Source organism: Glaciecola sp. MF2-115 (genome assembly GCF_047250385.1).
GTDB lineage: Bacteria > Pseudomonadota > Gammaproteobacteria > Enterobacterales > Alteromonadaceae > Glaciecola.
On record NZ_JBLBVM010000056.1, the window covers coordinates 464,288 to 481,839 of the forward strand.

General features: G+C 41.2%; 16 protein-coding genes. 6 read left to right on the top strand and 10 right to left on the bottom strand.

Going from position 1 to position 17,552, the window contains the following annotated elements; all coding sequences use genetic code 11:
* Window positions 1–2: 2 nt before the first annotated feature.
* From ACKLNX_RS17240 to ACKLNX_RS17250, 3 genes are all read right to left on the bottom strand, one after another.
* Window positions 3–1,352 (bottom strand): class II 3-deoxy-7-phosphoheptulonate synthase, encoded by a 1,350-nt coding sequence (locus ACKLNX_RS17240; RefSeq protein WP_411693488.1) that lies wholly within the window; start codon window positions 1,350–1,352, stop codon window positions 3–5.
* Window positions 1,353–1,456: 104 nt separating this feature from the next.
* On the bottom strand, window positions 1,457–2,200 hold the full coding sequence (locus ACKLNX_RS17245) for an ABC transporter ATP-binding protein (protein WP_412973259.1): 744 nt from the start codon (window positions 2,198–2,200) through the stop codon (window positions 1,457–1,459).
* 136 nt (window positions 2,201–2,336) lie between these two features.
* Complete coding sequence (locus tag ACKLNX_RS17250; RefSeq protein WP_412973260.1) at window positions 2,337–3,977, bottom strand: FAD-dependent oxidoreductase; 1,641 nt, start codon at window positions 3,975–3,977, stop codon at window positions 2,337–2,339.
* Between the two features lie 163 nt (window positions 3,978–4,140).
* Here ACKLNX_RS17250 and glpK point away from each other — a divergent pair, with 163 nt between their 5' ends.
* Complete coding sequence (glpK, locus tag ACKLNX_RS17255; RefSeq protein ID WP_412973261.1) at window positions 4,141–5,631, top strand: glycerol kinase GlpK; 1,491 nt, start codon at window positions 4,141–4,143, stop codon at window positions 5,629–5,631.
* On the opposite strand, the gene ACKLNX_RS17260 is transcribed toward glpK, so the two are convergent.
* Together ACKLNX_RS17260 and ACKLNX_RS17265 are read right to left on the bottom strand one after the other, a co-directional pair.
* Complete coding sequence (locus ACKLNX_RS17260; RefSeq protein ID WP_412973262.1) at window positions 5,611–6,600, bottom strand: FecCD family ABC transporter permease; 990 nt, start codon at window positions 6,598–6,600, stop codon at window positions 5,611–5,613. The genes glpK and ACKLNX_RS17260 overlap by 21 nt on opposite strands.
* Window positions 6,601–6,608: 8 nt before the next feature.
* Complete coding sequence (locus ACKLNX_RS17265; protein ID WP_412973263.1) at window positions 6,609–7,082, bottom strand: low molecular weight protein-tyrosine-phosphatase; 474 nt, start codon at window positions 7,080–7,082, stop codon at window positions 6,609–6,611.
* Window positions 7,083–7,460: 378 nt separating this feature from the next.
* Here ACKLNX_RS17265 and pepE point away from each other — a divergent pair, with 378 nt between their 5' ends.
* Entirely contained in the window at window positions 7,461–8,165 is a 705-nt protein-coding gene (gene pepE / locus ACKLNX_RS17270; RefSeq protein WP_412973264.1) for a dipeptidase PepE, read from the top strand.
* 100 nt (window positions 8,166–8,265) lie between these two features.
* Here the strand turns inward: pepE and ACKLNX_RS17275 are convergent, their stop codons facing one another.
* Window positions 8,266–8,874 carry a PEP-CTERM sorting domain-containing protein gene (locus ACKLNX_RS17275; RefSeq protein ID WP_412973265.1) on the bottom strand — a complete coding sequence of 203 codons (609 nt, stop codon included), beginning with the start codon at window positions 8,872–8,874 and terminating at the stop codon, window positions 8,266–8,268.
* 323 nt (window positions 8,875–9,197) lie between these two features.
* On the opposite strand from ACKLNX_RS17275, the gene ACKLNX_RS17280 reads away from it, so the two are divergent.
* From ACKLNX_RS17280 to ACKLNX_RS17290, 3 genes are all read left to right on the top strand, one after another.
* Entirely contained in the window at window positions 9,198–9,641 is a 444-nt protein-coding gene (locus tag ACKLNX_RS17280; RefSeq protein ID WP_412973266.1) for an SRPBCC family protein, read from the top strand.
* A 136-nt stretch (window positions 9,642–9,777) separates the two neighbouring features.
* The gene (locus ACKLNX_RS17285; protein ID WP_412973267.1) at window positions 9,778–10,467 is read left to right on the top strand and encodes a hypothetical protein; all 690 of its coding nucleotides are present in this window, start codon (window positions 9,778–9,780) and stop codon (window positions 10,465–10,467) included.
* Window positions 10,468–10,471: 4 nt separating this feature from the next.
* Window positions 10,472–11,686, top strand: coding sequence for a diguanylate cyclase domain-containing protein (locus ACKLNX_RS17290; protein ID WP_412973355.1), 1,215 nt, complete (start codon window positions 10,472–10,474; stop codon window positions 11,684–11,686).
* 133 nt (window positions 11,687–11,819) lie between these two features.
* Here ACKLNX_RS17290 and bioD read toward each other — a convergent pair whose 3' ends face one another.
* The 4 genes from bioD to bioB are packed head-to-tail and all read right to left on the bottom strand — an operon-like array spanning window position 11,820 to window position 16,103.
* Complete coding sequence (gene bioD / locus ACKLNX_RS17295) at window positions 11,820–12,563, bottom strand: dethiobiotin synthase (RefSeq protein WP_412973268.1); 744 nt, start codon at window positions 12,561–12,563, stop codon at window positions 11,820–11,822.
* A gap of 31 nt (window positions 12,564–12,594) precedes the next feature.
* Window positions 12,595–13,728, bottom strand: coding sequence for a methyltransferase domain-containing protein (locus ACKLNX_RS17300; RefSeq protein ID WP_412973269.1), 1,134 nt, complete (start codon window positions 13,726–13,728; stop codon window positions 12,595–12,597).
* Between the two features lie 3 nt (window positions 13,729–13,731).
* Window positions 13,732–14,985 (bottom strand): aminotransferase class I/II-fold pyridoxal phosphate-dependent enzyme, encoded by a 1,254-nt coding sequence (locus ACKLNX_RS17305; RefSeq protein ID WP_412973270.1) that lies wholly within the window; start codon window positions 14,983–14,985, stop codon window positions 13,732–13,734.
* Window positions 14,985–16,103, bottom strand: coding sequence for a biotin synthase BioB (gene bioB / locus ACKLNX_RS17310; RefSeq protein WP_412973271.1), 1,119 nt, complete (start codon window positions 16,101–16,103; stop codon window positions 14,985–14,987). Before bioB ends, ACKLNX_RS17305 begins: the two co-directional genes overlap by 1 nt.
* A gap of 140 nt (window positions 16,104–16,243) precedes the next feature.
* Between bioB and bioA the strand changes: the two genes are divergently transcribed.
* Window positions 16,244–17,524 carry an adenosylmethionine--8-amino-7-oxononanoate transaminase gene (bioA, locus tag ACKLNX_RS17315; RefSeq protein WP_412973272.1) on the top strand — a complete coding sequence of 427 codons (1,281 nt, stop codon included), beginning with the start codon at window positions 16,244–16,246 and terminating at the stop codon, window positions 17,522–17,524.
* Window positions 17,525–17,552: the final 28 nt, after the last annotated feature.

The window sequence follows — 17,552 nt, forward strand, 5'->3', positions numbered from 1 at the left end:
CTTTATACTTTCGCAGACTTGAGATGATCGGCAACTAAGAATGCCATTTCCAACACTTGGTCGGCATTTAAACGCGGGTCACATTGTGTTTGATAAGCTTGCGACAAGTCATCATCACTAATCTTATACGCGCCACCTGTGCACTCAGTCACATGTTGCCCCGTCATTTCTAAATGTATGCCACCAGCATGCGTTCCTTCCGCTTTGTGCGCATCGAAGAACTGCCTTATTTCCGTTAGGATCGCATCAAAGTTGCGTGTTTTATATCCACTAGATGAAGTAATTGTGTTGCCATGCATCGGATCAGAACTCCATACGACGTTACGACCTTCCGCTTTTACACGACGCAACAGTCTAGGCAGGTTATCACCTAGTTTATTAGCCCCCATTCGAGTAATGAGTGTTAAACGACCCGGAGTATTATTAGGGTTCAAAGCATCTATCAAACGAATGAGCTCGTCTTCTTGCATACTCGGACCAACTTTCACTCCAATCGGGTTATTGATGCCACTGAAAAACTCAATATGAGCATGATCTAATTGACGCGTGCGCTCACCAATCCACAGCATATGTGCAGAGCAATTATATGGCTTGCCAGTAAGCGTATCGATTCTTGTTAGTGCTTGTTCATAATTCAACAACAAAGCTTCATGTGAAGTAAACAAGGATGTTTCATGCAATGAATTGTTATTTTGAGCATTAATCCCGATGACATCCATAAACGCCAAGGTATCTTGAATACGATCTGACATATCCTTATAGCGTTCTTTTAATGGATTGCTCTCTAGGAATGCCATATTCCAGCGATTCACCTGATGTAAGTCAGCCAGACCACCTTGGGCAAATGCACGTAATAGGTTTAGAGTTGCAGCACTACGATGATAGGCATCGACCAAACGATTTGGATCTGGTTGTCTTGACGCTTCGGTAAAATCAAAACCGTTAACGATATCGCCTCTGTAACTGGGTAATGTCACACCATTAATAGTTTCAAAGTCTGCAGAGCGTGGCTTGGCGTACTGTCCTGCCATTCTGGCAACTTTCGTTACCGGACAACGTCCAGCGAAAGTGAGCACAATCGCCATTTGCAGAATAACCTTGAATGTATCTCTAATCTTGGGCGCGTTAAATTCGTCAAAAGATTCAGCGCAATCCCCGCCTTGCAATAAAAAACCCTTCCCTTCGCAAACATCACCAAGCTGCTTATACAGTTGACGCGTTTCCTCAGCAAAAACTAAGGGAGGATAGCTCGCTAGCTTTTCTTCCACTTCTTTCAATGCTTTTTGGTCTTGGTAAGTGGGTTGCTGAAGGATCGGTTTGGATCTCCAACTATCTGGTTTCCATTGACTCACGGTTTTTCCTTTTAATTCATTAGCGTTTCTGCTCGATTTTCATCGATGTTCGTGACTAATTATTTGCTACAAATATTGATGATGTAAGCATATCATAAGGCTATTTAAAGTGGGCTTCTAATAAAGAATTTGTCTGAGTTATGCTGGTTTACTAACTCCTCAAAACGATAGTCGTAAAGCTCGCTAATATTCTCTGCGCTCATAACCGTTTTCGCTTTCCCATAGCGCAATTCTCGGCTATTTTTTATCATCAACACATGGTCGCAATTGGAAATCGATAAATTGACATCATGAATGCTCAATACAACCAAATTCCCAAATGTGGCCAACTCCCTAAATAACGCTAAAGCTTTTTCTTGGAAGACTACATCTAGGCTTTGAATGGGCTCATCTAATAAGATTAAAATATCCCCTTGTTCAATGCCTTGCCAAACTTGCATCAATACTCGCGCAATGTGAACACGTTGTTGTTCACCGCCACTAAGATTATTAAGATTACGCTTTAACAATGGCGTAATTGATAAGGCTTGCTCAATCAGCTTGGGGACAAGGTGATTACCAGTATAGAATTCAAGAGTTTCTTGCACTGTTAGTGGGAATGACAATGTAAAGTGCTGTTGCAAATAAGCAAGCTTGTTGGCGATATCCGCTATTGAGAGTTCGTTAATTTCTCTCCCATTAAGAATAACAGTGCCCGTATCTGCTCGTTCAAGCCCAGCTATTAATTCAAATAGTGACGTTTTTCCGGCCCCATTCTGCCCAAGCACGTGCCAACACTCACCTGAGTGCATTTCAACACTGATATTGTTTAAACGATTTTGAACGGTGACGTGTTGTACGGATAACATTTGGAACTAAAATCCTAAAATATAAAATAGCGCTGCATCAGCTTGGATACTAGTTTGTCTATTTAACATAGCTAAAGCAAGCAAAGTCTAGCGAATATGAGCGGACTTCGACTGTTCGAAAGAAGTGTTTAACGGTTTATTTAGCTTGAGCTACTGGCGCGTCTGGATAGTCTTTAAGCACAGCATCCACATACTCTTTGCGCTTTTCTTCTGCTTGCTCACCGAATAGGATTTTACAAGCTTCAATGATCCCTGGCGTATCTATGATCTCCGTCTTTCTTAACACCATCTCAATTTTCGAGCGCCTTCGTAAAAAATCCTCAAGTTTGGTGATCATTTCACGCCTAGCGGCATAGTGAACTTCAGCACGCAAGTATTCCGCATTACGCATGAGTTGCTCTGCCTGTGCCGGATCACGTTGAATTTCGTCTAAAATTTGCAAGGCATGAATATCGTAACGGCGCCATAGTCTTACGGTGAGTTTTTCGGAACTATATTCTGGTGTCATTTTATCGAGCTCTAACAATTCGGCTCGATATTCAAACTCTTTCTTTATCTCGTCTGACGATTCGCCGTACCAAATAGCATCCTTGTACAGCAATGGAATGCCGATATCTTCAACTAGATCTGCAATCTCTTCGCCCACGTTAATACAGTCAGTTAATTTGCCTCCAAAAATACTTAAATACTTATCTTCCTTATTCACATCCACTGCATGTTTGCGAGATAACTGAACCCAATCAGCCTCACCTCCGCTATCTTTTACGGCTAAAGGACGCACACCACAACGCTCCGAAATAATATCGTCACGAGTCAAAGGTATGTCCAAATCCAGAAGTGAATTCACATTGTCGAGAATGAAATCGCGATCGTCTTCTGTAACCGATGTCTCTGGATTTTCAACCTGATTATCGGTTGTGCCAATGCAGGTGCGCTGCCCCATTGGAATAACAAAAAACAAACGTCCATCGGATGCGAAAAATGCGAGAACTTTTTCCTCTTTCGTTAGCTTATTTACGATTAAATGCACGCCCTTTGAAAATAAGTGGCAATGTTCCGTTTCTTGTTGAATGTCATCGTTATATTTGTCTACGAGAGGTCCACAGGCATTAATGATCGACTTTGATTGTATAGTAAATTCCTTCCCACTCTCCTTATCGAGTGCTTTCGTGTGCCAAATGCCATCGATTCTTTCGCTGCCTTTGGCTTCAACATAGTTACTCACGATTGCGCCGTTATCCATCGCACTGCGCACAAAGTTAAAAACAAACCTGGCATCATTGTCATGTAAAAAAGCATCCGAATATTCGAAGCCTCCTTGAGCATTGCTTACATTAATAACAGGTTCTGCATTCTTGATTTTTTGCGATGACATGAATGTAGGCCGTTGAGTTAAGAAGCGCCCCATTACCCAATACAAAATGGTTCCCATGAAAACAAACCACGCCGGGAAGCGAAAACCAACTTGCAAGGTGGTTAAAAATCGAATCTCTTGCACGGTCGATGGATAGCTACGCATCAAGTGATTGCGGCTTTTACACAATTTATTGACTAATAGAAACTCGTTATTTTCGAGATATTTAATACCGCCCCAAGCAAGATTAGAAGAGTTAGAAGAGGTATGCCCTGCGAAATCATCTTTGTCGATCATAGCAACGCTCGCCCCTTTCCTTGAGAGCGAAGCAGCCGACACAGCGCCGTTAATGCCACCACCAAGGACCAATACATCGAACACTTCCGCAGAAAGTTTCTCAATATTTGTTTCTCTGAGCATCATAAATTAGCACCTCTGGCCTTTGGTAATTCAATACAAATATGCGATGGTGTTAGCAATCCATTTGCAAGCTTGTGTGAAACTGCTTAATCTAAAGCACAGCTTACCTTGAACAAGTTTTTTGTAAACAAGAGCTTCATCAACAATACAACAAAAGCGAGAGCATATGTCTGCATCATCAGGGATCTTGTCGATAGACCAAGGCACAACGTCATCACGAGCAATCGTCTTTGCATTAGATGGTACAAAGGTAGCGTCTTCACAAAAAGAATTTACACAAATTTATCCTAACAATGCGTGGGTAGAACATGATCCTGAAGAGATATGGCATACCACTCTCGAGACCTGCAAAGCAGCCTTACATGAGGCCAAGAAAAAAGGCGTAGATGTTGCTGGAATAGGCATCACAAATCAACGTGAAACTAGCGTTGTTTGGAATAAGGAAACAGGAAAGCCCATTTATAACGCCATCGTTTGGCAGGACCGTCGCACAGCCGAATTTTGTAACAGCATCAAAGATCAGGAAAGCAAAGTAGCAGCGAAAACCGGCCTTTTGCTAGATCCCTACTTTTCGGCTTCTAAGCTTAAGTGGTTACTAGATGAAGTCGAAGGAGCAAGAGAGCTCGCAAATGCTGGCAAACTTGCCTTTGGTACCATTGATACCTTTCTAATTTGGCGTTTAACTGGTGGTAAAAAACATGTCACCGATACAACCAATGCTTCGAGAACAAATCTATTCAACATTCACGATTTGAAATGGGACCCTGAGTTACTTGAGCTGTTTGATGTGCCCTCCAGTGTTTTACCACAGGTATTGGAATCGTCAGATGATTTTGGGATGACTGAAGCAGGCATGTTTTCCGCTTCATTGCCTATCGCTGGGGTTGCAGGCGATCAACAAGCTGCTTTATTCGGCCAGTGCTGTTTTGCCCAAGGTGATTTGAAATCAACTTATGGAACTGGTTGCTTTGCCCTTTTAAACACGGGCAGTGAAGCGCTCAAGTCGAAACACAAACTATTAACTACCATTGCTTATACATTGAATGGGAAAACGACATACGCGCTGGAAGGTTCAATATTTACTGCTGGTGCAAATATACAGTGGCTACGCGATGGAATTGGCGTTATTAAAAACGCAAAAGAAAGTAAAGTACTGGCTGAATCACTTGATTATGATCATGGTGTTTTTTTAGTACCTGGATTTGCAGGTTTAGGTGCTCCGCACTGGGACCCGCACGCCAGAGCAAGTTTATACGGCATGACTCGAGACACATCACAAGCTCACTTCGCTCGCGCGGCCTTAGAAGCCGTTTGTTATCAAACCTATGATCTGCAACAAGCAATGGAAAGCGACGGTATTGCCTCTTCTAAAGTATTAGTTGATGGGGGCATGGTTGAGAACGATTGGCTGTGCCAATTCTTATCGGACATGCTACAGGTTGACATTGAACGCCCTTACAACATGGAAACAACGGCTATAGGAGCTGCTTATTTAGCAGGCTTACAATTAGGTTTGTATAAAAGTTTAGACGATATTGCTTCACATAAAAAAATAGAGAAGCGATTCACACCAAGCATCGACAAAGGCATTCGCAAAAAGCTGTTGTCATTGTGGCAGAAAGCCGTTGAGTCGACCTTAGCGTTCAGCCGCGGCTAGTGCTCTAGGTTGCTTTAACAAACTATAGATGAATAGCGGCCCACCAATACTCGCGGTTAACATAGATACTGGCACAATCATATCAAACAGCCATTCATTGAGTAGCGCTGTCAATATCAGTAATGTCGCACCCATGAGTCCTGAAACAGACAATACAACCCGATTATCATGCCCTACCATATGTCTAACAAAGTGTGGCACTAACAAACCAATGAACGCGATGCTGCCAGCAATTGAAACGCTGGTCCCTACCAACAATGCTGCTAATATTAGAATTCTACGTTCGAACTTTAGCGGGTCTAAGCCTTTTAACTGCGCTGCCGTAGTGCCTAAATACAGCCAATTAAGGCGCTTTGCTTGAACTAGTAACAAGGCCATCGATACTACGATGATAGGCACCGCAAAGGCTAAACTGGTGAAGTTGGTATTGTGTAAACTTCCCATCAACCAAAAACTCAAGTTCTTAATTGATTGCGGAGGTGCGTAAATGAAAAGCCAGCCAATGATGGCCCCTGCGATAGTAGAAATACCTATGCCAGCTAGGATAACTGCACTTATCGAGGCTTGTAGTTTTCTAGCCAAGGCATAAATAATGAAACTACTAAGTAAGGCGCCAAAAAAACAGGCTAAGGGTAGTATGTAATAGGACATTGAATTCAATGCACTTGGCATCAAAGCGAAGCTACCTGTAAGCAACACAATCGCCGCCATTAAGCTTGCTCCAGCACTAATGCCAATAATACTTGGGTCAGCTAAGGGATTTCGAAGAAGAATTTGCAGAGCTCCTGAGCTCATTGCTATAGCGGAACCAACAGCAATCGCTGTTAACAGCACAGGTAGTCTGATATTAAGAAAGATATGCAGCTCAATATCTGAGCTTAGCCAGTCATTACCGCCGGCAAAAATAAACGCGATAACTGCGCAAAAAAATATGACTAGAGCCCAATAAATAGCGTTTCGCTGACTCATTGATACACTTACTTTGTTAAGCTTTTTAAAAGACCATCTGAAGCATCTTCAATAAGATCTAAAACAAGCTCGAAACCACGCTTGCCGCCATAGTATGGATCAGGCACCTCATCAAACTCGGCGTTGGCATAATCTAAAAACAGTTGTATTTTTGCATGGTGCTCTTCAGGACATTTACGTTTTAAATCTCGGACATTAGCTGCATCCATACCAAGAATGTAATCGAATTCATGAAAATCTTGTTCTGTTACTTTGCGGCACTTTAAACGCGATAAATTGTAACCACGAGCTTTAGCAACATCTTGAGAACGCTTGTCTGGTGCCGCGCCGTCGTGATAACCGGCTGTGCCAGCTGAATCAATCTTGAAATTTAAGCCTAAATCCTTGGCTTTATGGGCAAAAACGCCTTCGGCTGTTGGCGAGCGACAAATGTTTCCTAAGCACACAAATAGTACGGAGGTTACTGGCTTATTTTCAGACACTTAGGATATTCCTATATTTCAACTAAACAAATTTAGGCGATTAAAACGAAAGTAGCATTCTCTGCGAAGTCAGTGAGGCTTGCCCACAAACTTTACTATATCGAATGATGCCAGAGTTCATGATTGTTATAAATAAAAACTTATTTTTAAAGCCTTAAATTTGGTAACAAAAAGTCTTACTAAACTTATTCGATAGCACCTTGTATTGTCTAACTTAGCTAACAGCCCCCAAAACTCTGTTCAAAACCTTTCAAACAATATGAAGGCACCCCATCTAAATAATACATGCTTGAAGTTGAAAACCGCGTCTTTATTGTTAAGCAAGCGTTCACTTGTTAACATCCCCATTCATAATTACCCAGCAGGAATCTATTCAATATGCACGAACTGACTAAAGTTCTAATGCTTAGCAGCTCCCGACAAAACGATGAACCATACTTAACGCATGCTAAAGAGATGATAAAAAACCACTTGAACGGAGTGTCGGAAGTTTTATTTATCCCTTATGCCGGTGTCACGGTTTCTTGGGATGCTTATACTGCAAAAGTACAGGAAGCACTCCCAGAGCTCTCTATTACTGGCATTCATGAGCATGCTGATGCGAAACTTGCGATTCAAAACGCACAAGCTGTGTTGGTTGGAGGTGGAAATACTTTCAACCTACTTAATGAAATATACAAACAAGACTTGCTGAAGCCAATTCAACAACGTGTTTATGAGGGTATGCCTTACATCGGGTGGAGCGCAGGTTCAAACTTATGCGGTTTGAGCATCAAAACTTCAAATGACATGCCTATTATTCAGCCACAAAGCTTTACAACTTTTGGTTTTATTAATGCGCAAATAAACCCGCATTACACTGACTATGTAGCCCCAAATCATAATGGTGAAACACGCGATCAACGTTTAGCTGAATTTTGTACTTTGTATCCTGACGTGCCTGTCATAGGTATTCGAGAAGGCGGTGCTTTATTCCGTGAAGGAAGCAAACTGACACTTATAGGCGAGCATGATGGCGTTGTATTTATTGGAACAGATAGAAAACTGATTTCAACGGGAAGTGATATCTCGGTTTATTTATAATTATTGGATTAGGATGCGTGTTTCTATATTCTACATACCAGACAAAAACAAAAAACCGTTTCAGCTGAAACGGTTTTTTTTGTTTTGCGTTAAGTATTTTTCATTTTTTGTAACGCTTAGTAAAAGCAATGCCTATTATGCCTAAGCCCATAAATGCAAGTATCGATGGTTCTGACACTTCAACATTTAAGTTATCGAAAGATGAAAACCCGCCGTTGTTTTGCAACTCTATTGACGAGACATATAAGTAGTTGAAATTGAACTCTCCTCTACCAATATAGCTATCGTTTGCAACCAAATTACCTAAACTGTCGAATGCACGAATATTCCAATTTGCATTATTTGTATCGTTGTCAAACCATCCCATATTAAAACTCTTAAAATGAAATAGATTTCCAGCAATATTTGTCACTCTAAAGACAACACTTGTATTCCAAGTTTCTAAAAAACGGCCTGCTGCTCCCCATCCAACTGCGGCTGTTGATGCACCATAGCCAGCATTTGCCTCTACTGTGCTGAAAACATTTGAGCAGTTAGTGCAGCTTGCGGCAATGTTATAGCCCCCTTCATTGTATGAGGGTAAAACTTGAGACCTGAAATCTAAAGGGATGTCGTTTAGCGTAATAATTGTAGCCATTGCAGAACCGCTATTACACAGTAGTAGAATCATTGCAGAGAACACAATGCTTTTTATTTTAGTTATTTTCATAGGTACTTCTCACGAATAATAAAACACAACTTAGTGTAAGCAATATATAAGCCAAACAGGTAACCCTATAATTATCATAACGTTATAAAAAAAAACAAAATACGAAATTAGTAAATGTAAATTTTTCTGACAGTCAAAATGATGGATTTAGCATTATCTAAAAGTCATTAGAAGACAGCTACATTGATTACTTAAGCACTTGCTTATTATATGCCGACTTTAATTAGGTATAGTTGAAATAGTCCAATTTATCTTACTTAGTCCGTTGATGTAATGTACAGTTGCTTTGTTAAATATCTATTACAAACCAGAAAGAGACTATTTTGAAATATCAAATTGAAGTTGAGGTAAACGCTACCAGAGACGAAATGATTGCTTTATTTGATAACTCTGAAAATTTAAAGGAATGGATGCCAAATCTAGTCAGTTTTGAGCACTTGAGTGGCGAGCCTAGGCATGTTGGTGCTCAATCAAAATTTGTTGTTAGCCATGGAAAGAGTAGTTGCGAGCTCATTGAAACTGTCACTGTTAGAGAATTACCAGTAAGATTCGAAGGAACTTACGAAACCAAAGGCATGTGGAATGAAGTTAAGAATGAGTTTATTGAAATAGATAATTCAAGCACTCGATGGATTGCTCACTCTGAATTTAAAAGCGATAAATTAATGATGAAACTGATGATGATTTTAATGCCCGGCGCCTTTAAAAAGGAATCATTAAAATTTATGAATAGTTTTAAAGAGTTTGCTGAATCTCAAAACAAATAAGTGTCAGCAATTCTTCGTCTGCTTAGAAGTACTAAAGAAAATACTAAAACTCAACTGAGTTTAAGTTTGCAAAACTCAGGATTAAATATAAAAATATGCGATGCAACGATAAATTAGCGATTAAAAAGGCCCGTTCATGAGCATAAAACAATCCCTTCCGAGAATGTCAGCAACTTTGTTGGTAGGTGCTTTGTTAATTATCCTATTCAATGTCTCCACAATGATGTCGAGCGCCTTGAGTGATAAGTCAGCTCCGAAAGCGGTAAAAGGTGAGCTTGATTTAAGCGAGGTAGATTTATCGTCGATAAACTCTATCCCTCTTGCAGGAAATTGGGAGTTTTATTGGCAGAACTTACTGACGCCAGCAGAAGTAGCGGAAGCTGGACTTGAACCTAGCTTTATTATAGCACCGAAAGTGTGGACTAGGTCTCCAGATAATGGCGAAGGAGTCGCTTCTCAAGGTTTCGCAACTTATCACCTAAATGTGCGCACCGACAAAAAATACGCTAACTTGTCTCTAAAAATTCCCACAATAGGTACCGCCTATCGTTTATATATTGATGACAAACTGATGTCTGAAGGTGGGCGAGTCGGTGAAACAGCCGAAACATCTGAACCGGGTTACAATTCCAATATCGTTCTATTCCAGCCAAATTCAGAGAGCTTTTCTGTTACTGTTCAAGTATCTAATTACGACTATTACGCTAGCGGAATGTGGCGCTACCTTCGAATAGGAGAACCTCAAAATATTCAGCAAGAGCAATATCAACTGATAATACGAGCCGCTTTTTTGTTGGCGATTTTTTTTAATTGTTGCTTTATTTAACCTCATCCAATTTACCTTACGTCCAGTCGATCCTTTACCTATTATTATCGCCATTACTTGTCTCATGCTGGGCCTCAGAGAAATTGGCACTAGCCAAGTTTTAGCTATTTCGCGGTTGGCTGATTGGTCCTTTTATACCAGTGCTCGGATTAGCTTTTTAACATTTTACGCCACCACACCTCTTTTGCTCGCTTATTTTCACATGACATTTCCGAAAGACTATAAAAAATCCGTAATGGCGCTTATTTATGTTGTCTGTATTGCGGCGTCCTTTTTGGTTCTATTGAGTCCACCAGCGGTGTTTAGTCAATCGCTACCCTATTTCCAAGGGTTTTCAATTATCATCATGCCATATGTTTTTTGGGGGCTCATTCAGGCCGTCCGTCACCATCGCAATGGAGCTCGCCTCTTAATGTTGGGCACTGTGTTTTTGTTTGCATTAGTGCTCAATGACATTCTCTTCCATTTAGATTTAATTGACACCACATTGATGGTCAGCTTTGGCTTAGTTGCCTTTGTGCTTTGTCAAAATTACCTAACATATATTCGATTCATCGAGGCAGGTGTACAAAATGAATTGTTGTCGGAAACTCTAGAGCAGAGAAACCTAGAGCTACAAAACTTTAGTCACTCATTGGAAGAAAAGGTCTCTCAGCGCACAGATGAGTTAGCTAAAGTGAATGAAAAACTCGAGCTCTTAGCACACCAAGACATGTTAACTGGTTTACCAAATCGCCGCGGAATGATGGAGTTTATTGAGGAATCAATTGTACAATTTGAACTAAACAATACCCCCTTTTGTTTGTTGATTATTGACTTTGATAAATTTAAACATCTGAATGATACGCTAGGTCACGAGTTTGGAGATCAAGTATTGTCCGAAGGCGCAACACTCATGCGACAGGTGTTACGTGAGCAAGACAAAGTGGCACGTTGGGGGGGAGAAGAGTTTTTAATTTTGCTGCCAGCCACGCCCATTGAAGGTGGGCAGCTTCTTGGTAAAAAAATTAACGATAAATTAAGAGTCACTTTATCAAAAAGCATTGGTAATAAAGTATCAGTAACTGTAGGTGTTGCAGAATTTACCGAAGGGGACACATTGAATTCTTGTTTTAAACGAGCCGATGAAGCCTTGTACGAAGGTAAAAACACAGGCCGCGACAAAGTCGTACTAGCTAAAAGCCCCACTAGCAAAGACCAAAGAGAAGCTATTGAGTAAGGTTTATTTGAATTTTAGATAAGCCTTACTGTAATCCTCACCAAGAAAGTATGCGGCAACGCATAGTTAAATTTAGGAAGTTGCTAAAGCGCCGAATCAGAATATTCTCTCTCTTGTATCACTCAAATATGCCCTATGAAAACAAGCGTTCAAAGTCTTTTTCAAGCAATGTAATATCGCTTTGGTTGTGCCTTACTTCACCAATAAAGGGCGCATCAAGGAGTGCATGCAATGACTCAAGGTTTTGCGCATAGCATTGCATATTGGGATCGACTTGATTCGCAATCCAGCCAATAAGGTGACAATTATCCCGCTTAATTTGCTCGAGTGTTAAGGCCGCATGGTTTAAACAGCCAAGCTTCATACCAACAACCAAAATAACAGGCAGTTTATTGTCGGCCACAAAGTCAGATAGGTATTTCACCTTTTCTTTGTTGGCACTCACACCGTCACTTGATGACACGTTATTATTCAAAGTCTTTGGTATAGATAATGGTATAGAAATAGGTAAACGCCAACCACCCGCCCCTTCAACAAGCAAAACATCAGCATCTTTGCTCTGAAGATCGTTTAAGGTTGTTTGCACTAAGTTCATGTCAATCTCATTTCCCAATTGAGCCGCTGCGATATGCGGTGCAATGGGCGGAGCGAGAGCAATTGGATTGATCAGTTCATAAGGTAAGCTGACGTTTGCTGCCGATTGCAATTTCAAAGCGTCGTCGTTTCTTAAGCCTGTCGGCGTTTGTTCACAGCCAGCGGCAATGGGCTTGAACCCAATCGTTTTAAAGCCGGCATCGTTGATGCTTTTAAGTAATAAAGTACTGACATAAGTTTTGCCAGCATCGGTGTCTGTTCCGGTAATAAATATGCTTTTCATTGATTATTTTTCATTAAATTCGTTTCATTGTTTACTTTGCTTCACTTCTAGTGTGTTTTTGAATGTTCAAAAATAAAATCTGATAAGTTAAAGGTAAATTTTTAGTTAGCTGGTTTTCATTGTTTATATGAGCGTTTTTGCTGGCATTTTCGTCTAGTTGCTTGCGCATCTCATTATCAAGTAATTTGAGCTCATGTTTACTGATAGGCTTTGATGTACTCTTTGTGCATTCTTGCTCAGATGAATTGAAGGGATTGCGCTGTTGCATGTCTTCATGTGTTTCACCCTCAGTTTTTGTCGCGGCGCCAATTTTCTTTAATGCGCGAAGCATATGTAAGCTACTCTTGTGGTACTCTACAAAGCGTCGAGTTTGATGTTCAATCGTAAATTGTGTTTTTGAATCAACTTTTCTCTGTTTATTTACGACTTCTTGCGTTGCATTTAGCCATTGTTCTTTCCCAAAAAACTCATTTACTCTAGGCTCGAGGCCAATAGTTTTCCAAGCGTTCTTTAACTCGCCCAAAGATGAATCCAACATAATAGCGAGCTGTGCCGAAGCATTATTTGATAATACCCGAACGATTTCGTGTGTAGCACTCTCTGGCGAAGAGCACCACTGCAGTGCCATCGAAGAATGTAGCACATCGATAGAGCCTGAACTAAGAGGCAGGTTATCCGCATCGCCGTTGCAGTATTGAATCGCGTTATCCTGTGCAGTTTTCGAATTTAAATTAAGCGCTCTTGCTGCCGTTAACATGCCATGTGAAATATCAATCGCCAGACAACGCTCTGATAAAGCGGCGAGTGATTTTGTGTGGATCCCAGTACCACAACCTAGATCCACGGCTTGTTTTGCATTGGATAAGTTTGACTGTTGAAGCAGCTCTAAATTAACTTCAGCAATTTGCTTTTGAACTTGAGCATATTGGTCGTAGCTGGCTGAAGCAGCAGAAAAGTGATCTGCTACTTGATGTTTATTGAGTGTTTGAGTGTCATTAAGTGTTTTGTGGTTGCTGTTAGCCGAACGAGAGCCTGCTTCTAGAGTGTTCAATACGTCGGCAGAGTCTTTTTTATGTTCATTGAAATCTACATCTGAATCTGCAGACGAGGCAGTATCAGCCGGCAAAACATCATGCAAAATCACATCTTCCGATAATAGATTCATTTATTAAAGCCCCTTCTCATTGGATTGCTCAGAGAAGTCTTTCCCCATGATATTACTCATACTGATACGCAAAGCATCCACAAGCGCTTCAATATCCTTGACTTGATGCATTGCACTTATAGTAATGCGTAATCGGTCGGTGTTTTTTGGGACTGTCGGGCTTCTAATCGCGTTTACCCAAATGCCTAAACTTTTAAGGTGCTCACTCAACGCTAGGGCTTTCAGCGGATCACCAATGATAATACCTTGAATCGGGCCATCTACATTTAGAACTGGCAAGCCAGCTTCGATTGCGAGCTTCTTAAACAAGGAAATATTTTCAAGCAATGCCGCTCTTTCGACACCTTGACGCATAATCTGGAGGCTTGTTCTAGTCGCACGCGCTTGGGCTGCGGGCATCGCAGTACTGTAAACATAGTGTTTTGAGAAATTCACCATGTATTCAATCAAGTCATTCGTTCCGGCTAAAAACGCACCTTGAGTGCCAATCGCTTTGCCAAAGGTACCCATTAAAATATCTATCTTTTTATTTTTTTCAGTACTTGCGAAATCACAACTCCCCATCCCATTGTTGCCAATAAAACCAATGGCATGAGCATCATCCACCATTAGCCAAGCCTTTGACTTTTGAGCGCTTATGGTAGACTGAATTCCTTGAATATCGCCTTGGTCGCCATCCATGCTGAAGACCCCTTCCGTCACAATTAATGTGTCTGAATTGGGAACAAGCTTGCTTGCTAAATGGGCCATATCGTTATGTTTGAACCGTGAAAATACCGTGTTGTCTTTCTCAGGACTTAGCTGCATGGCGCTATCCACAAAGGATGCATGCATTAACTTATCAACTATCACATTGCGAGCTAAGTCTGTTTGTTTCTTGTTAGTTGGAGTGGATGTCTGAAATAGCCCTTGGCAAAGCGCCTGATTAGCCGCAAAACCGCTGGAAAAGAGCAAGGCATTCTCCATTCCTGTATGTTCGCAGATATCCTCTTCTAACAATTTATGCTCACGAGAGTAACCCGTGACCACAGAAGATGCACTGCTACTAGCACCATATAAGCTCAACCCTTCCGCAAAACTTTGCAAAACGTCTTGATGTTGACTTAAGCCTAAATAATCATTGCTTGAAAAGTTTATGTAGTGCTTACCAGAAACCTCAATAATCGCTTGGATATTATTGGTAACTTCCACACGTTTTCTAAGCAAAGACTCAGCGGCTCTTGATTGAAGTGCCGCTGTAATAAAATCAAAAGGCATTAGCTTATCGATTTCTCTGCTTTTTTACTCGAGTTAGTTGTTGCAGAAGCATCAACATACAATGACTCATTTTGCTTCTGCGCAATCTCTTCTGTTAACGCTGCTTCAAACGCTTCATCTGAATAGTCTTTGGTTTGCTGCGAATTAATGCCTAACTTTTTAAACAACATAACATCTTCATGCGTTTCAGGGTTTGAAGTGGTTAAGAGTTTGCAACCATAGAAGATACTGTTCGCGCCAGCCATGAAGCACAATGCCTGCATTTGTTCATTCATTGATTCGCGACCTGCTGATAATCTTACGAATGACTGCGGCATCATAATGCGCGCAACAGCAATAGTTCGTATAAATTCGAAAGGCTCTAAATCTTTCACTGAATCAAGCGGCGTACCTTCAACTTTCACCAACATATTAATTGGCACGCTTTCTGGGTGGTGATCTAGGTTAGCAAGTTGAACTAGCAAGCTAGAACGGTCATCGCCTGTTTCGCCCATGCCCACAATGCCGCCAGAACATACATGCATGCCAGCTTCACGCACATTATCAAGGGTTTCTAAACGGTCTTGATAAGTTCTTGTTGTAATGATGTCTCCATAAAACTCAGGCGACGTATCCAAGTTGTGATTGTAATAATCTAAACCGGCTCGTTTTAAAGCAATAGCTTGATCACGAGTTAGCATGCCTAGGGTCATGCATGTCTCTAAACCTAACTTTTTCACCTCACGCACCATATCGGTAACATACGGCATGTCACGTTCTTTCGGATTGCGCCAAGCTGCGCCCATACAAAAGCGCGTTGAGCCAGCCTGTTTCGCTTCCTTCGCTCGCTCAATCACTTTGTTTATTTCCATCAAACGTTCTTTTTCAAGGCCGGTATCGTATCTCGCACTTTGAGGGCAGTATTTGCAATCCTCTGGGCAAGCGCCTGTCTTAATTGACAATAGTGTGCTGACTTGCACATAATTTGGGTCAAAATGTGCGCGATGAACCATTTGAGCCTTAAAAAGTAAATCATTAAATGGCATTGCATAGAGCGCATTTACTTCAGGAATAGTCCAGTCATGTCTGGGTTCAAATTCATTATGTAGCGCGGCTGCTGAAGGCACAGAAGTATTCATGTGTGGATATTTCCCTTATTGGTTCTATAGCGTATTATCATGCATATAGGGTTTACTATTCTTATTATGTCCACTAGTCTATGCCCCCCGACAAACTTGTCAACTTTACAAAAACCAAAAACTGTACAGCAGGTTAAACTTTGAACAATATTGAATTTGACAAACGCCATATATGGCACCCCTACACTTCTGCAACTAACCCACTCCCTTGCTACGAGGTAGTCGCAGCCAAAGGTGTAGAATTGACTTTAGCGAGTGGTGAAATTTTAGTCGATGGTATGTCTTCTTGGTGGGCGGCAGTTCATGGCTATAATAATCCAGTATTAAATCAGGCGGCTCATACGCAAATTGATACATTTTCACATGTTATGTTTGGCGGTATTACTCATCAGCCTGCTATCGATTTATGTCGTAAACTCGTTGAAATCACACCAGATGGTTTGAATCGTGTATTTTTAGCGGATTCAGGATCAGTATCCGTTGAAGTTGCCATCAAAATGGCATTGCAATACTGGGCTTGCCAAGGACGTTCGCAAAAATCTAAATTAGTAGCACCACGGAATGGTTATCACGGCGATACTTTTGCGGCGATGTCTGTTTGTGATCCTGTCAACGGTATGCATAGCTTGTTTCAAAAAAGCTTAATTGAACATTTTTTCGCACCTGCTCCGCAAACTCATTTTAATCAAACATGGAATGCTGATGATATATTGCCCATGCGCGATATCCTTGAAAAGCACCATCACGAAATAGCAGCCCTGATTCTTGAGCCAGTCGTGCAAGGTGCGGGCGGTATGCGACTTTATCACCCAGAGTACGTCAAAGCTTGTCGTCAGCTATGCGACGAATTCAATGTCTTGCTTATTTGCGACGAAATTGCCACTGGTTTCGGTCGAACAGGCAAACTCTTTGCGTGTGAACATGCTCAAATTAGCCCAGATATATTATGTTTAGGTAAGGCACTAACAGGTGGCTACTTAACTATGGCGGCCACTATTTGCACTGATGAAGTGGCTGAGGGAACATGCGTCGGTGAGCCAGGCGTGTTTATGCATGGTCCAACTTATATGGGAAATCCACTGGCTTGTGCTGTGGCTAATGCCAGCATTGATCTCATTCTTGAAGGGAATTGGGAGCATCAAATTCCGCAGATAGAAAAACAACTTCAAGACGAGTTATTGCCTTTGCGCAAATTCAAATCCGTGGCGGATGTTAGGGTGCTTGGTGCAATTGGTGTTGTTGAAATGAAGCAGCCAGTAAATGTAGCTCAGATTCAAAAAACATTTGTCGAACAAGGTGTTTGGATCCGCCCATTTGGAAAGCTAATATACATCATGCCGCCTTATATCATTGAGGCTAAGCAGTTAAGTAAATTAACAAGCGCGATAAGCTGTGCGATTGAAAGCTTGTATCCAAATTAGAAGCATAATTGAGTCCCTTTAATTATTT

What these genes read in the sequence shown, in the direction of transcription:
- ACKLNX_RS17245 (WP_412973259.1), bottom strand. Translation starts at nt 2,200, where the DNA reads ATGTTATCCGTACAACACGTCACCGTTCAAAATCGTTTAAACAATATC.
- ACKLNX_RS17250 (WP_412973260.1), bottom strand. Translation starts at nt 3,977, where the DNA reads ATGATGCTCAGAGAAACAAATATTGAGAAACTTTCTGCGGAAGTGTTC.
- glpK (WP_412973261.1), top strand. Translation starts at nt 4,141, where the DNA reads ATGTCTGCATCATCAGGGATCTTGTCGATAGACCAAGGCACAACGTCA.
- ACKLNX_RS17260 (WP_412973262.1), bottom strand. Translation starts at nt 6,600, where the DNA reads ATGAGTCAGCGAAACGCTATTTATTGGGCTCTAGTCATATTTTTTTGC.
- pepE (WP_412973264.1), top strand. Translation starts at nt 7,461, where the DNA reads ATGCACGAACTGACTAAAGTTCTAATGCTTAGCAGCTCCCGACAAAAC.
- ACKLNX_RS17275 (WP_412973265.1), bottom strand. Translation starts at nt 8,874, where the DNA reads ATGAAAATAACTAAAATAAAAAGCATTGTGTTCTCTGCAATGATTCTA.
- ACKLNX_RS17285 (WP_412973267.1), top strand. Translation starts at nt 9,778, where the DNA reads ATGAGCATAAAACAATCCCTTCCGAGAATGTCAGCAACTTTGTTGGTA.
- bioD (WP_412973268.1), bottom strand. Translation starts at nt 12,563, where the DNA reads ATGAAAAGCATATTTATTACCGGAACAGACACCGATGCTGGCAAAACT.
- ACKLNX_RS17300 (WP_412973269.1), bottom strand. Translation starts at nt 13,728, where the DNA reads ATGAATCTATTATCGGAAGATGTGATTTTGCATGATGTTTTGCCGGCT.
- ACKLNX_RS17305 (WP_412973270.1), bottom strand. Translation starts at nt 14,985, where the DNA reads ATGCCTTTTGATTTTATTACAGCGGCACTTCAATCAAGAGCCGCTGAG.
- bioB (WP_412973271.1), bottom strand. Translation starts at nt 16,103, where the DNA reads ATGAATACTTCTGTGCCTTCAGCAGCCGCGCTACATAATGAATTTGAA.